Raw genomic sequence first — 14,604 nt, 5'->3', positions numbered from 1 at the left:
CGTCGCTGTCGGAGCGGGGGCCGGGTTCGCCTGGTACGAAAGGTGAACGACGTCGCCGACTCGAGCCGTCGCCCCAGCAATCTGGACTTTTTGGTCCTCTTTTGCTAGGAAGGTGGTAGCCCGCGGCGTTCGCCCGCTGATTCGCGAAGTTGCCGAAGATCGATCAAGGAGAGGGGACGCGGCATGACGTCTGGTGTGTTCCACGTCCGGTCGAGATGCACCACCGGCACCGGGCCGAAACCCCGGTTCGCATGATCACCTCGGAAGTCGGCGGACGGGTCCTGGTCGATGGACGAAGCTTCGACCCCGAGTCCGCCGACTGGGTCCGGGAACTCAGCCCGGGCAGCCCGACCTTCGAAGCCGCTTGCCGCAGGCTGTACGCGATGCTCTTCAAGATCGCGAGGAGAGAGACCGTGCGCAGGTCGCCGACCCTGCGGCTGACCGGTCCGGAACTCGAGGACCTGGCCCACCAGGCCGCGGCCGACGCGCTCATGCGGATCACCCGCAAGATCGGCGAGTTCCGCGGTGACGCGCAGTTCAAGACCTGGGCTTTCAAGTTCGTCATCCTCGAGGTGTCGACGAAGGTCGGCCGGCACTTCTGGCGCGACCACCGGAGGTCCTTCGACAGCGCCGGCGAGACCGACCGCGCCCCGGCCGCCGCCGGCGACGAACCGCTTCACCAGGTGGAGGCCAGCGAGCTGCGGGCCGCCCTCGACCACGCCATCGGAAACGCGCTGACCGAACGCCAGCGGACCGTCTTCGTCGCCCTGGCTGTCGACAACATCCCGATGGACGCCCTCGCGGCGAAACTGGACACCAACCGCAACGCCATCTACAAGGCGATGTTCGACGCCCGGCGCAACATCCGCGCACACCTCGTGGCCAACGGCTTCATGTCCTGACCGGATCCGCGCGGCGACGGCCGCGCCGCCGCTACGGGCGCACGCGGATGATCGTCTTGCCCTTCTTGCGTTCGGCCGGGTTGAAGGCGGCGACGGCGTCGTCGAGAGACGCGATGGTCCCGATGTTGGTCCGCACCCGTCCGTCGCGCACCCGCTGCGCGATCTCACCCAGCTGGGCCCGATCGGCCTCGACCACGAAGTCGATCGCGCGGCCGTCGGTGGGCCGGACCTCGGGCGGGCCGGCGATCGTGACCAGCGTTCCGCCGGCCCGGATCAGGCGTGCCGAGCGCGCCCCGAGGTCTCCGCCGAACACGTCGAAAACCAGGTCGACCTCGCCGACGTCCGCCAGCTTGTCGTTCTCCAGGTCGACGAACTCGTTCGCCCCGAAATCCCGTGCGGTCCGGGCGTCGGCGGCGCGCCCGGTGCCGACGACGTAGGCGCCCGCCTCGCGCGCGAGCTGCGTCGCCATCGAGCCGACGGCGCCGGCCGCGCCGTGCACGAGGACGCTTTGTCCTGCCTCCAGGCGGCCGTGCACGAACAGGCCCTGCCACGCGGTGAGGCCGGACATGACGACACCCGCGCCGGTGGTGAAGTCGATGTCGCCGGGCAGCGGCGCCAGGTTGCGTGCCTCGACGACCGCGTACTCCGCCAGGGTTCCGTCGCGAGTCCAGTCCGTCAGGCCGAACACCCGCTGACCGACCGACAGCCCGGCGGCGCCGTAGCTCAGCGCGGAAACCACGCCCGCCACCTCGTGTCCGGGGATCGACGGCGTTCTGTCGTGGCCACGGCGGTCGATCCAGGTCGAGGGCCACGACAGCTCGTCCCAGGTGAACCCGGACGCATGGACTTCGACGACCGCATCGCCGTAGTTCGCCCCGGAGAGGTCGGCGAGCTTCGCCGCGTCCGGATCGGGGCGCTCCACCAGCGTCATCCCCGCCCTGCCCGCGGCCTCGTCCGTCACGACCATCGCCTTCATCCGGAACCACTTCCCTTCGCGCTCGGCTGCACCACGGTTAGTGGCGGCGGCCGGCGTGGTCTTACACCTCGGTGGGCGAAGGCCGGGAGTCGCGATCGCGAGGGTTCGGGACGACCGGCCGCCGCGACCGGGGGAGTCCCTCGGCCACCAGCCGGTAGGAGTCGATCACGAGCTCCTTCACCAGTTCCTCGTCGACGGTGCCGCCGCCCTCCACCGTGATCCAGTGCTTCTTGTTCATGTGATACCCGGGGGTGATGTCCGAGTGCTGTTCGCGCAGGGCCGCGGCGTGGTCCGGGTCGGACTTCAGGATCACGACCGGGTGTCCCGGTAGGTCGGTCATGAGCATGAAGACCTTCCCGCACACCTTGTAAAGGTCCCAGTCGGGCGCGGACCGGTGCTCGAGGGTGGCGTCCGGAAGATCCGCGGCGTAGTCACCGGCGATCCGCTGCAGTTGCTGTTCGTCCATGGTGCTCGGCTCCTTCGCCAGTGCTTCGATGGTTGTCCGATCAGATGGCCAACCCGGCGCCACCGGACACCACGATCTCCTGCCCGGTCACGTAGGCGGCCTCGTCCCAAGCCAGGAACGCGACGACGCCGGCGATGTCCTCGGGCTGGCCGAGGCGGCCGAACGGGTTCTTCTCCGCCATGGCCTTCATCGTCGCCGCGACGTCGTCGGATTCCGTGCCCAACGCGGTACGCGTCATCGGGGTGTCGGTGAACCCCGGGCTCACCGCGTTGATCCGGATGCGGCGCGGGGCGAGCTCGAGGGCAAGGGTCGGGATCATGGCCAGCATCGCGCCGTGCGACCCGGCCGCGACACTGTTGCCGGTGAGGCTGCGGGTGGCTCCGATGCCGACGGTGACGATGACGGATGCGCCGTCGGAGAGCAGCGGCAACGCCTTGGCCAGCGTGAAGAACTGGCCCTTGGTGTTGACGGCGAACACTTCGTCATACGCGGCTTCATCGCAGTTGTCCAAGGTCATCGGAAGGCTGACGCCGGCGTTCAGGAACAGCGTTGTCAGGCTCCCGAACCGGGCTCCGACTTCGGCCACGACCTTGTCCGTGTCCGCCAGCGAGCGCGCGTCGGCCTGCAGGACCAGAACGTCCTCGGGCAGCTCCTCGCGCGCGCGGGCGACGCTTTCCGGGCGTTGCCCGGTGACTGCGACGCGGTATCCGCGGCTGTGCAGGGCCTCGGCGGTCGCCTTCCCGATTCCGCTGGTACCGCCCGTGATCAGGACCGTACGTGCCGACATGGCGATCACTCCACTCCGGTTGTCGTCTTTGCTGGACGGCTCGCGCCTATCCTGCCGCAAAGAGGACGGTATAGTCCAAGTGGAGGTCGAGGCGCGGTGCGGCGCGCGGCCTCACCGATCGAGAAGGGCGTTACCTGATGCGAGACGCGGCACCGAGACCCGACGTCGCCCGGCGCGGCGAACGGCTCTCTCCGGCGTTCCCGGCCGGGGTGGTGTCCCTCGTGGCGTCGTTCGCCGCAGTGGGCTCCACGATCCCGCTGTTCAACATCTACCGGGCCGAGGAGGGGTTCACCAACGCCGACATCTCGCTCACCGTTGTCGCCTACTCCGTCGCCACCCTCAGCACTTTGCTGGTGCTGGGCCGGGTCTCCGGCCACCTGGGGCGGCGGCCCACCTCGATCGCGAGCCTCGGTCTGCTCCTGCTGGGCTGCGTGCTCCTGCTGAACGTGCACCACCTCGGAGTCCTGATCGCGGGCCGGCTCTTGATGGGCTTCGGTGCCGGCGTGGCCAGCAGCAGCCTCACGTCGTACATCGTCGACGCCGCACCGGCCAAGCCGGCCTGGCTGGCCTCGGTCGCGTCGAGCCAGACGGTCATGCTCGGTCTCGCGGTCGGCGCCATCGGCTCCGGCGCGCTGGTGCAGTTCGGTCCCTGGCCGCGCGAGCTGATCTACCTGGTGGTGATCGGCCTGCTCCTGCTCTCCGCCGCGCTCATCGCCGTCAGCCCGGAAACCGCGACTCCGAAGCCGGGCCTCTGGCGGTCGCTGCGTCCCCGGGTCGGCGTTCCGGCCGGAGTCAAGCACCTGCTCCCCGTCGCGGCAGCGGTGTTGCTGGCGACCTGGGCGACCGGGGCGTTCTACCAGGCGTTCGTGCCGGCGCTCGTCGAAGACCGGCTCCACACGCGCAGCCCGCTTGTCCTCGGCCTGGTGTTCGCCGCGTACATGGGACCGAGTGTGCTCGGCGCGCCGATCAACGGCCGGTTCGCGCCCGCGGTGGGCCAGCGGGCCGGCATGATCGGGTTCCTGGCCGGCATGTGCGGCATCATCGCGGCGATCGCGACCGGTGCACTGGTGCTGTTCTTCGTGGCGACCGTGGTCGCGGGTGCGAGCCAAGGCATCGCGATCAGCGCCGTCACCCGCGGCCTGCTGGCGGGCAGCGGGGTGGCCGACCGGGCACCGATTTTCACGGTCGTCTACCTCCTCTCCTACTGCGGCGCGACGATTCCTGCCCTCGTCGCCGGTCGGCTTTCCGCGATGTTCTCACTCCCGCAGATCGCCGTCGGCTACGGCGGGCTCGCCCTCGTCGCCACCGTGTTCACCGTGCTCGCCGCCCGCGATCCGCATGCCGCGCCGACCGGAGAACCACCGGCACGATGATCGCGGCGCTGACGCGGCTTCGTCATCGGAACGGCCGCGCGCGGCGCCCGGTGACTGCGCCGCGGCGCCGCGCCCGGCGTGAGCTCGAGGACGCGGACCACCCGGTACCGGTGGGGCCGCCACGGCCGGTAGAACGCTTCGACCTCCTCGTCGGCCAGTGGGCGACCGGCGAGCGCCAGGCCGGTCATCCGGCCGAGGTCAAGGCTGTCCGCCACAAGCCCATCGGCTCTATGTGGACTATATGGTCCACAGTGAGGCGTAAGAGCCGGCTCCGGCTCGACGCTGACAACTCACACACCCACCGGAGGTCGATTCACCGTGTCACGATTGGACGTTCCCGCCGCCGAGGACATCCCCGCCGGCTCGCGGCAGATCCTCGAAGGGGTCGGCGCGCAGCTCGGCTTCGTCCCGGAGATGTTCAAGGTCATCGCGTCTAACCCGACCGTGCTCGAGGTCGTCACGACGTTGCAGGGCACGCTGAGCCGGGTGCTGGATGCGCGGACCCGGCACAGCATCGCGCTGGCCGTGTCGGAAGCGAACGGCTGCGACTACTGCCTGGCCATGCACACGTACGTGTCGTCCGAGCTCGGCGGCATGTCGAACGAGGACATCGCCTTGGGACGGGCCGGCAGCTCGGTCGACCCCAAGCGCGCCGCGGCCGCCGGCTTCGCGCACCGGTTGGTGGACAGCCGCGGCCGGGTCGGCGACGAGGACCTGGCCGGTGTGCGTGCGGCCGGGTACACCGACTCGCAGATCCTGGCGATCGTCGCGGTCGCGGTGCAGGCGCTGCTCACCAACTTCATCAACAACGTCAACCAGACCGGCATCGACATCCCCGCCGCCGACTCGGCAGGCCTGCCCGGTTGAGCACCACGATTCTCGTCGAGGCCGCAGAACCAGGAAAGGTGCGAAATGCCGGGCTCCGAGCTCTATGAGGAATTCATGGCGCTGCACACCCGCGAAGGCGGCCTCGTCATGCCGAACGCCTGGGACGGCCTCTCCGCTCTGGTACTGGCCGATGCCGGGTTCGAGGCCATCGCGACCTCGTCGGCGGCGCTGGCCGCCACGCTCGGCCGGCCCGACGGCAGGCACGAAGTCACCCGTGGCGAGCACCTCGAGCACGCCGACCTGCTCGGCCGGCTCACCGGGTTGCCGGTCAACGGGGACTTCGAGGACGGCTACGGCGACACGAGCGAAGCCGTCGCGGCGACCATCGAAGCCGCCGTCGAGCACGGCTTGGCCGGCATCGGGATCGAAGACACCTCGGGTGATCCCGACCGGCCCATCCGCGACTTCGACGAAGCCGTCGACCGCGTGCGCGTCGCCGTGGCCGCGGCGAAGCGGCGCATCGTCGTCACCGGCCGCACCGACAACTTCATCCAGGGCCGGCCGGATCTCGACGACACGATCCGGCGCTTGACGGCCTTCGCGGAGGTCGGCGCGGATGTGGTGTACGCGCCGTTCCCGCCCGACCTCGAAGCACTCGGCGCGATCGTCGCGGCCGTCGCGCCGACACCGGTCAATGTTCTCGTGTCGCCTTCGGACGAGGTGTTGACCGTCGTGGAACTGCGGCAGGCAGGCGTCAAGCGCATCAGTACGGGCCCGTTCCTGTACGCCGGCGCGATGGCCGCCCTCGAACAAGCCACGAAGGCGCTCGTCGCGGGTGACCTCGCGGCCGCCACCGCGGGAATGGGCTTCGACCGGATCGGCGAACTGATCGCTGGCGCCAAAAACTGAACCACCCACCACCGCCGTTCACCTATCGCTCGGAAGAAGAGGCAGATCGACATGGATCTCGACAAGCTCATGAACCAGCACCTCACGAGGGCCTTCGACGGCAGCAAAACCATTCCGGAAGAATCTCTCCAGCAGCTGCTGCGGTTCCTGCGGTCCGCGCCGACGTCGACGAACATCCAGCCCAACCACTTCTACGTCCTCGCGTCGGCCGAAGCCAAGAGGCAGCTCGCGGACAATCTGGGGGAACGGTTCCAGGACAACAGCGGGAAGATCCTGAACTCGTCCCACGCCCTCATCCTCACCACCCGGGCGGACGTGCCGGACAGCCACCTCGACGAGGTGTTCGGCAAGGAAGACGCCGACGGACGCTTCCCCGACCCGGCGAAGCGCGCGATGTGGCAGTACATGACCCGGGACTTCCTGAACCTGCGCAACTACGCCTACAAGGATCTCAACCACTGGATGGAAAAGCAGACGTACATGGTGATGGGGATGACCATGATGGCGGCCGTCGAGCTCGGCTTCGACGCGACGCCGCTGGAAGGGTTCGACCCGACCAGTGTCGACAAGGCGTTCAAGATCCGCGAGACCGGGCACACCACGACCGTGCTGATGGCTCTCGGCTACCCCGACCGGGAAAAGGCGTACAAGGGCCCGATCTCGCGGTTCGAAGCAGACCGGCTGTTCACTTTCATGTAGAGATCCCCTACACAGAGGAAGGTGCCGGATGAAGGCGATCGTGGTGTCGGACGAGGCCGCCGGAACGGCCGGGATGAAGCTGGCGGACCGGCCCGATCCGGCGCCGGCGGGAAACGACGTCCTGGTCGAGGTGCACGCGTCGGGGTTCACTCCAGGAGAGCTGTCGTGGCCCTCGACGTGGACGGACCGCCTGGACCGGGATCGGACGCCGTCGATCCCCGGGCACGAGGTCGCCGGTGTGGTCGCGACCCTGGGTTACGGGACCGCCGGGTTGTCGGTGGGCCGGCGGGTGTTCGGCCTGACGGACTGGACCCGGGACGGCACGCTGGCGGAGTTCGCGGTCGTCGAGGCGCGCAACCTGGCGCCGCTGCCGGGCGACGTCGACTTCACGGTGGCCGCGAGCCTGCCGATCTCGGGTCTGACGGCGTGGCAGGGCTTGTTCGTGCACGGTCGGCTGGAGGCGGGGCAAAGTGTTCTCGTGCACGGCGTGGCCGGGGGAGTCGGGTCGGTGGTGGCGCAGCTCGCGCGTGAGGCGGGAGCCCATGTGGTGGGCACGGGGCGCGCGGCGGACAGGGAAGCAGCGCGGGATTTCGGGGCGAACGAGTTCGTCGACCTGGAGAACGACAAGCTGGAGGACGTCGGCGAGGTCGACCTGGCGTTCGACGTGTTCGGCGGTGACCTCGGCGCGCGGTCGGCGCGCCTGGTCCGGGCCGGGGGGACGCTGGTGACGATCGCCGGCCCGCCTGAGGTCCGGCCCACCGAGGGCCGCGCGGTCGACTTCGTCGTGGAAGCCGACCGCGTCCAGCTGGGCGAGATCGTGCAGCGGGTGCGCGACGGCCGGCTGCGGACCAACATCGGCACCGTGGCGAGCCTCGACGACGCCGTCGCCGCGTTCAACCCGACCGAACGCACCAAAGGAAAAACGATCATCCGCGTGCGCCCGTAGGTGAAAGTAAGACCGACCCCGGTCGCCGACACAAATACACCATGAGCTCACTGACCACGCCGACCCGGGGTGCCGGCGCGCTGGAAAGGCGTCTCGGGGAGGCCGCGGGCAACGCGGATCAGCGGTACCACCTCGCCAAGGGTCTGCGCCACCAGATGAACAAGGTGTTCCCGACCCACTGGTCCTTCCTGATCGGTGAGGTGGCGCTGTACAGCTTCCTCCTCGTCATCGCGACCGGCGTGTACCTGACGCTCTTCTTCGACCCCTCGATGCAGGAAGTCGTCTACCACGGCAGCTTCACGAACATGCAGGGCCTGGAGATGTCCCAGGCGTTCCGCACGACGCTGGACATCTCCTTCGACGTCCGCGGCGGCCTCTTCGTGCGGCAGCTGCACCACTGGGGTGCGCTGATCTTCATCGCCGCGTCCCTCCTGCACACCTTCCGGATCTTCTTCACCGGCGCCTTCCGGCGCCCGCGGGAGGCCAACTGGGTCATCGGGGTGCTGCTGCTCCTGATCAGCATGTTCGAGGGCTTCTTCGGCTACTCGCTCCCGGACGACCTGCTGTCCGGCACCGGCATCCGCGCGACGCTCTCGGGCATCGTGCTGTCGGTGCCCGTCATCGGCACCTGGATCCACTGGGCGCTCTTCGGCGGGGAGTTCCCCGGCGACCAGATCATCCCGCGGCTCTACACGCTGCACATCCTCGTGCTGCCGGGCATCCTCCTCGCCCTGACCGGCGCGCACCTGGCGCTGGTGTGGTACCAGAAGCACACGCAGTTCCCGGGCGTGCGCCGCAAGGAAACCAACGTCGTCGGCATCCGGATCGTGCCCGAATTCGCCCTCCACGGCGGCGCGCTCGCCGTGCTCGTCACGGGCGTGACCGCTCTCCTGGCAGGTCTGTTCCAGATCAACCCGGTGTGGAACTTCGGCCCGTACAACCCGGCGCAGGTGTCGGCCGGCTCGCAACCGGACTGGTACATGGCCTGGGCCGACGGCATGCTCCGGATCTGGCCGGCCTGGGAGGTCTACCTCGGGGACCACACGATCCCGGCGGTGTTCTTCCCCGGCGCCGTCGGCATGCCGCTGCTCTTCGGCATCTTGATCCTCTACCCGTGGATCGAGCGGAAGCTCGCGAAGGACACCGGTCATCGCAACCTGCTCCAGCGGCCGCGCGACGCACCGGTCCGCACGGCGCTGGGCATGATGGCGCTCGGGTTCCTCTTGGTCATCGAGCTGTCGGGGTTCAACGACATCATCGCCGACCAGTTCCACATCTCGCTGAACGCCACCACGTGGGCGGGGCGCATCGGCGTGCTGCTCGTGCCGCCGATCGCCTACTACGTGACGTACCGGATCTGCCTGGGCCTGCAGCGGGCCGACCGCGAGGTGCTGGAACACGGCGTCGAGACCGGCGTCATCAAACGCCTGCCACACGGTGCGTTCATCGAAATCCACCAGCCCCTGGCCACCACCCCGCTCGACTACCAGGGCGCACCGGTGCCGAAGAAGATGAACAAGCTCGGGTCCGGCGGGCGGGCGGTACCCGGTTCACTGTGGACACCGGACCCGCCGGAGGAGACCGCGGCGCTGGAACAGGAGCAGACCAAGTGACCGAAGACAAGCCCGACCGGCTCCGCGCGCTCAGCGACGCCGGCGTTTCGATCTGGCTGGACGAACTCTCCCGCGACATCTTGGAGGACGGCGAGTTCGAACGTCTGGTGCGAGACTGCTCGGTCGTGGGCGTCACGACGAACCCGACGATCTTCGCGAACGCTGTCGCCCGCGGCAGCCGCTACGATCAACAGTTGAAACACTTGGCCGCGAACGGGATCGACGTCGAAGAGGCCGTTCGCGGTGATGATCTGGGACGTCCAGCGCGCGGCCGACGTGCTCCGTCCGGTCTGGGAAAAGACCGGCGGCGTCGACGGCCGGGTTTCGCTGGAGGTGAGCCCCGAACTCGCCGACGACACCGCCGCGACCATCGCGGAGGCCGTCCAGCTCTGGGAGCTCGTCGACCGGCCGAACCTCCTGGTCAAGATCCCGGCCACGCGGGCCGGCGTCCGAGCCGTCACCGGAGCCCTCGCCGCCGGGGTGAACGTGAACGTCACCCTGGTCTTCTCGGCGCGGCGCTGCGCCGAAGTCGGGGCGGCCTACGTCGACGGGCTCGAGCAGGCACGCGAGAACGGCCACGACCTCACGTCGATCCACTCCGTGTCTTCGCTGTTCGTGTCGAGAGTGGACACCGAGGTCGACAAGCGGCTCGACGCCAAGGGCATCCGGGAGCTGCGCGGCCGCGCAGCCCTGGCCAACGCGCGGCTCGCTCACCAAGCCCTGGCGGAAGTGTGGGAGGGCGACCGGTGGCGGAGCCTGGCCGAAGACGGCGCCCGCCCGCAGCGGCTCCTGTGGGCCTCCACGGGGGTGAAGGATCCGTCCTTTCCGGACACCAAGTACATCACCGGGCTGGTCACGCCCGGGACCGTGTTCACGATGCCGCCCGCGACGCTCTCGGCGTTCGCCGACCACGGCGACGTCGCGGGGGACCAGGTCGCCGGACGCGGCGAAGAGGCGGCGGCGGACATCGCCGCCCTCGCCGCGGCCGGGATCGACCTCGACGACGTCGGCACCACGCTCGAGCAGGAGGGCGTCGCGAGGTTCGCGGCCAGCTGGGTCGCCCTGCACGCCTCGGTCGGCATCCGGCCTTGAAAGGAATCCCATGCCCCGTTCACTGGAGTCACTCAGCCCCGCTGATGGCGAGCGAGTGGCCGCGAAGAACCTGGTCGCCGCCCTGACGGCCGGCCGGATCGTCTACGACGACGGCACCGGACAAGTCTTCGACACCGACGGCGTCACCACCTACGTCGAGCGCGGCCACCCGACGCGCGGGGAGTGGTACGTCGACAGCCACGGCCGCTTCGCGTCGTTCTGGCCACCCAGCTACCGCGCGTCGTACGACTTGCGGTGGCTGGTCGAAGGCGGCTCGATCGTCGGTCTGCGCTTCACCCACACCGAAGACGGTTCGGAGTTCTCCGGCCGCTACGCCTGAGCGCGGGCCGCACGAACCGGCGGTAAGAAGTCCGGCCGGCCGGGCGCCAAGCAACCATGACGAACGCAGTGAACGGCACGGCGGTGCTCCGCCTGCCCCGATTGGTCGCGAAGGTGGACCGGGTGCTGGCGGCCGTGGTCACGGTGCAGGCCGTGCTCGTGCTGGCCGACTTCCTGCTGCTGGGGCTGCTCGCCGGAGGTGTCGCCGTGCTGGAAGGGGCGTGCCTCGCCGTCTTCGGCATCGTCGGTCCCGCGATCGGCATCACACGCCACTTCCGGGTCGCGGCACGGGACGGAGCGGCTCTCGTCCTCGCCTCGGCGTCCGGCTCGCTGGTCCTGGGCGTGCTGTTCCACTTCGTCCTCGGTGGGCCCGCCCGCCTCCGTGTCGTCGTGCATTCCGGGGCGGGCGTCCTGGCCCGGGTCTTCGAAGTCGCCGTGACGCTCCAGGTGGCCGCGAGCGCGGCGGCCCTGCTGGTCGCCGCGCTCGCCTTGCGCCGCCGGACGTCGATCTTGTCCCTCGGCCGGCTTCCCGGGTGAGGCGAGACGGCATGCGCAAGATCTTGATCGTCGGCGGCGGCTATGCGGGCTTCTACGCCGCGTGGAAGCTCGAAAAGAAGCTGCGGCGGGGCCAGTTCGAGGTCACGGTGGTCGACCCGCGGCCGTACATGACGTACCAGCCGTTCCTGCCGGAGGTGGTGGCCGGTTCGATCGAGGCCCGGCACGCCGCGGTGTCGCTGCGCCGCCACCTGCACCGCACGCGCGTCATCACCGGCATGGTCACCGCGATGGACCACAAGCACCGGGTGGTCACGGTCCGGCCCGCCGAGGGCGACACGTTCGAACTGGGCTACGACGTCGTGGTGGTCACCGCGGGCGCGGTCACCCGCAAGTTCCCGGTGCCCGGCATCGCGGAGCAGGCAATCGGGCTCAAGCACGTGGAAGAGGCGGTCGCGATCCGCGACCGGTTGCTGACGTCCTTCGACCGGGCGGCCACGCTCCCTCCGGGGCCGTCGCGGCGGAAACTGCTCACCGTCACCTTCGTCGGCGGCGGCTTCTCCGGCGTCGAAGGCTTCGCCGAGGTGCTGTCGCTGGCGACCTCGCTCCTGCGTCACTATCCCGAACTGCACCACGACGAGCCGCGGTTCCACCTGGTCGAGGCGTCCGGGCGGATCCTGCCCGAGGTGACCGGCTCGCCCGGCCGCTGGGTGGTGCGCTTCCTGCAACGGCGAGGGGGACGGGTGCACCTGAACACCCAGATCGAGTCGGCGACCGGTGGACGAGTGGTGCTCTCCACCGGCGAGACGTTCGACTCGGAGCTGATCGTGTGGACAGCGGGCAACGCGGCGAACCCGGTCGTGGGCAGGCACACCGATCTGCCGGTCGACGAGCGCGGGTTCCTCGTCGTCCGGCCCGACCTCCGGGTCGGGACCGACATCGAGCCGGTCCCCGACGCGTGGGCCGCCGGGGACGACGCCGGGATCGAGGACCTCACCGCTCCCGTCCCGGGCACCCGCACGGTGCCCAACGCCCAGCACGCCGTCCGCCAGGGCAAACTGGTCGCCCGCAACATCGCCGCGACCCTGCACGGCGGCAAGCCGAAGAACTACCGGCACCGCAGTCTCGGCGCGGTGGCGACGCTCGGCATCGGGCACGGCATCTTCCAGTACCGGCGGCTGGTGCTCACAGGGCCGCTCGCCTGGCTGCTCCACCGCGGCTACCACGTGCTGGCGATTCCCAGCTGGGAACGCAAGGTCCGCGTGCTGGCGATCTGGCTGACCGCCGGGCTGTTCGGCCGCGACATCGTCTCGCTGGCGTCGGTGCAGCAGCCCCGCACCGCGTTCGTCAACGGTGGGGAACCGCCGGAAAACTCCGTGTCCAGCTGGAGCAAACCATGAAGACCACCGCCCCCGGCCCCATCGTCACACGGCCCTACCCGGTACGCCGTTCCGTGAAGGGTTCGGCGTTGCTGCGGCTGATGCGCACCACGGACCACAAGCAGATCGGCGTGATGTACCTGGTCACGGCCTTCGCCTTCTTCATGATCGGCGGGGCGATGGCGATGCTGGTCCGCACCGAGCTCGCGCGGCCCGGCCTGCAGTTCCTCTCGCAGGAGCAGTACAACCAGCTGTTCACCATGCACGGCACGATCATGCTGCTGATGTACGCGACCCCGATCCTGTTCGGCTTCGCGAACTTCATCCTGCCGCTGCAGATCGGCTCGCCCGACGTCGCCTTTCCACGGCTGAACGCGTTCTCGTACTGGCTCTACCTCTTCGGCAGCCTGACCGTCGTCTCGGGCTTCCTCACCCCCGGCGGCGCGGCGGAGTTCGGCTGGACCGGCTACACGCCGTTGTCCGAAGCCACGCACACCCCCGGTCCCGGCACCGACCTGTGGATCATGGGCCTGATCGTCAGCGGCCTGGGCACCATTCTCGGCGCCGTCAACATGATCACCACCGTGGTCTCGCTGCGCGCGCCGGGCATGACGATGTACCGGATGCCGATCTTCACCTGGAACATCCTGGTGACGTCGATCCTGATCCTCGTCGCGTTCCCCATCCTCACCGCGGCGTTCTTCGGGCTGGAAGCCGATCGCCGGCTGGGTGCGCACGTGTTCGACCCCGCCAACGGCGGGGTGATCCTCTGGCAGCACCTGTTCTGGTTCTTCGGCCACCCCGAGGTCTACATCATCGCGCTCCCGTTCTTCGGGATCGTGTCGGAGATCTTCCCGGTCTTCAGTCGCAAACCCATCTTCGGCTACAAGGGATTGGTCTTCGCGACGCTGGCCATCGCCGCGCTTTCGTTCTCCGTCTGGGCGCACCACCTCTACGCCACCGGCGCCGTGCTGCTGCCGTTCTTCTCCTTCATGACCTTCCTGATCGCGGTCCCGACCGGCGTGAAGTTCTTCAACTGGATCGGCACGATGTGGAAGGGCCAGCTGTCCTTCGAGACGCCGATGATCTTCGCGGTGGGGTTCCTCGTCACGTTCCTCTTCGGCGGCCTGACCGGCATCATGCTGGCCGCGCCGGCGATCGACTTCCACGTCTCCGACACCTACTTCGTCGTCGCGCACTTCCACTACGTGCTCTACGGCACCATCGCCTTCGCGACCTTCGCCGGCATCTACTTCTGGTTCCCGAAGATCACCGGCCGGATGATGGACGAGAAGCTCGGCAAGTGGCACTTCTGGACCACGTTCATCGGCTTCCACGGCACGTTCCTCGTCCAGCACTGGCTGGGTGCCGAAGGCATGCCGCGCCGGTACGCGGACTACCTGACCAGTGACGGCTTCACCACGCTGAACACGATCTCGACGATCGGCGCGTACATCCTCGGTGCCTCGACGCTGCCGTTCATCTGGAATGTCTTCAAGAGCTACCGCTACGGCGAGATCGCGACGGTGGACGACCCGTGGGGCTACGGCAACTCCCTGGAGTGGGCGACGTCCTGCCCGCCGCCGCGGCACAACTTCACCGAGCTGCCCCGGATCCGTTCCGAGCGGCCCGCGTTCGAGCTGCACTACCCGCACATGATCGAGCGTCTCCACAACGAGGGCGAGATCGGCTTCTTCGGCAAGCAGCGGGTCAACAGCCACGGGAGCGCGCCGTCGCAGGTGCTCACCGAAGCGGTGATCCCGGGAGACCACTCCGAGGACAACGCCGGCGAGCAGTGAC

14 protein-coding genes and 1 pseudogene are annotated in these 14,604 nt (G+C 69.0%); 12 read left to right on the top strand and 3 right to left on the bottom strand.

What is annotated here, in order from left to right; all coding sequences use genetic code 11:
* Positions 1–251: 251 nt before the first annotated feature.
* A complete protein-coding gene (locus tag AB0M59_RS11240; RefSeq protein ID WP_364612332.1) occupies positions 252–902 on the top strand; it encodes a sigma-70 family RNA polymerase sigma factor in 651 nt (216 codons plus the stop codon).
* A 31-nt stretch (positions 903–933) separates the two neighbouring features.
* Here AB0M59_RS11240 and AB0M59_RS11235 read toward each other — a convergent pair whose 3' ends face one another.
* The 3 genes from AB0M59_RS11235 to AB0M59_RS11225 form a co-directional block, all read right to left on the bottom strand.
* Positions 934–1,878 carry an NADP-dependent oxidoreductase gene (locus AB0M59_RS11235; RefSeq protein WP_364612330.1) on the bottom strand — a complete coding sequence of 315 codons (945 nt, stop codon included), beginning with the start codon at positions 1,876–1,878 and terminating at the stop codon, positions 934–936.
* A gap of 61 nt (positions 1,879–1,939) precedes the next feature.
* Entirely contained in the window at positions 1,940–2,344 is a 405-nt protein-coding gene (locus AB0M59_RS11230) for an MmcQ/YjbR family DNA-binding protein (RefSeq protein ID WP_364612327.1), read from the bottom strand.
* Positions 2,345–2,384: 40 nt separating this feature from the next.
* The gene (locus tag AB0M59_RS11225) at positions 2,385–3,131 is read right to left on the bottom strand and encodes an SDR family oxidoreductase (RefSeq protein ID WP_364612324.1); all 747 of its coding nucleotides are present in this window, start codon (positions 3,129–3,131) and stop codon (positions 2,385–2,387) included.
* Between the two features lie 137 nt (positions 3,132–3,268).
* Between AB0M59_RS11225 and AB0M59_RS11220 the strand changes: the two genes are divergently transcribed.
* From AB0M59_RS11220 to ctaD, 11 genes and pseudogenes are all read left to right on the top strand, one after another.
* A complete protein-coding gene (locus AB0M59_RS11220; protein WP_364612322.1) occupies positions 3,269–4,504 on the top strand; it encodes an MFS transporter in 1,236 nt (411 codons plus the stop codon).
* 318 nt (positions 4,505–4,822) lie between these two features.
* Positions 4,823–5,371, top strand: a complete 549-nt coding sequence (locus AB0M59_RS11215) for a carboxymuconolactone decarboxylase family protein (protein WP_364612319.1) — start codon at positions 4,823–4,825, stop codon at positions 5,369–5,371.
* A gap of 45 nt (positions 5,372–5,416) precedes the next feature.
* Positions 5,417–6,241, top strand: a complete 825-nt coding sequence (locus tag AB0M59_RS11210) for an isocitrate lyase/phosphoenolpyruvate mutase family protein (RefSeq protein ID WP_364612316.1) — start codon at positions 5,417–5,419, stop codon at positions 6,239–6,241.
* 51 nt (positions 6,242–6,292) lie between these two features.
* Complete coding sequence (locus AB0M59_RS11205) at positions 6,293–6,940, top strand: nitroreductase family protein (protein ID WP_364612313.1); 648 nt, start codon at positions 6,293–6,295, stop codon at positions 6,938–6,940.
* A 28-nt stretch (positions 6,941–6,968) separates the two neighbouring features.
* The gene (locus AB0M59_RS11200; RefSeq protein ID WP_364612310.1) at positions 6,969–7,886 is read left to right on the top strand and encodes an NADP-dependent oxidoreductase; all 918 of its coding nucleotides are present in this window, start codon (positions 6,969–6,971) and stop codon (positions 7,884–7,886) included.
* A 41-nt stretch (positions 7,887–7,927) separates the two neighbouring features.
* Complete coding sequence (locus AB0M59_RS11195) at positions 7,928–9,499, top strand: cytochrome bc complex cytochrome b subunit (protein WP_364612307.1); 1,572 nt, start codon at positions 7,928–7,930, stop codon at positions 9,497–9,499.
* Positions 9,496–10,591 (top strand): annotated as a pseudogene (gene tal / locus AB0M59_RS11190) (transaldolase). Before AB0M59_RS11195 ends, tal begins: the two are co-directional and overlap by 4 nt.
* Positions 10,592–10,601: 10 nt before the next feature.
* Positions 10,602–10,931: a hypothetical protein gene (locus tag AB0M59_RS11185; protein ID WP_364612304.1), complete on the top strand. Its 330-nt coding sequence runs from the start codon at positions 10,602–10,604 to the stop codon at positions 10,929–10,931.
* A 56-nt stretch (positions 10,932–10,987) separates the two neighbouring features.
* Positions 10,988–11,467, top strand: coding sequence for a hypothetical protein (locus AB0M59_RS11180; protein ID WP_364612301.1), 480 nt, complete (start codon positions 10,988–10,990; stop codon positions 11,465–11,467).
* 11 nt (positions 11,468–11,478) lie between these two features.
* On the top strand, positions 11,479–12,825 hold the full coding sequence (locus AB0M59_RS11175) for an FAD-dependent oxidoreductase (protein WP_364612299.1): 1,347 nt from the start codon (positions 11,479–11,481) through the stop codon (positions 12,823–12,825).
* The gene (gene ctaD / locus AB0M59_RS11170) at positions 12,822–14,603 is read left to right on the top strand and encodes a cytochrome c oxidase subunit I (RefSeq protein ID WP_364612296.1); all 1,782 of its coding nucleotides are present in this window, start codon (positions 12,822–12,824) and stop codon (positions 14,601–14,603) included. The genes AB0M59_RS11175 and ctaD overlap by 4 nt, the downstream gene beginning before the upstream one ends.
* The last annotated feature ends 1 nt before the right edge of the window (position 14,604 follow it).

Source organism: Amycolatopsis sp. NPDC051371 (genome assembly GCF_040682155.1).
Lineage (GTDB): Bacteria > Actinomycetota > Actinomycetes > Mycobacteriales > Pseudonocardiaceae > Amycolatopsis.
The sequence above is the reverse complement of the archived record's forward strand: the minus strand, read 5'-3'. Positions and strand labels throughout refer to the sequence as shown.